The 223-nt window shown below is 45.7% G+C and carries 1 protein-coding gene; it reads right to left on the bottom strand.

Annotation, left to right across the window (positions count from 1 at the left end; genetic code table 11):
• The coding region (locus tag FC32_RS10705) for a mucin-binding protein (protein ID WP_162253196.1) at nt 1-223 on the bottom strand (223 nt) is incomplete at both ends.

The raw sequence follows: 223 nt of genomic DNA, 5'->3' as shown, positions 1-223 counted from the left end.
TCAGCTGGCCATTTTGGACCATCTGGATCGTTAGGGTTGATTGGATCACCTGGGGTCACTGGGTTGTCTGGTGTGACTGTCTTTTCACCGTGTTTCAATGTGACCGTGTAGTTTTGAGTTGTACTATCATCATCGTCAAATGTAGCGTCCGTTGGGAAGCCATCTTCAACTAAGACATAACCCTTTTCTTCAAGTTCTTTGATCACATCAGCGGTGCTGTAGT

The organism is Ligilactobacillus apodemi DSM 16634 = JCM 16172 (assembly GCF_001434405.1).
GTDB lineage: Bacteria > Bacillota > Bacilli > Lactobacillales > Lactobacillaceae > Ligilactobacillus > Ligilactobacillus apodemi.
Note: the sequence above shows the minus strand (reverse complement) of the source record. Positions and strands in the feature narration are given on the sequence as shown.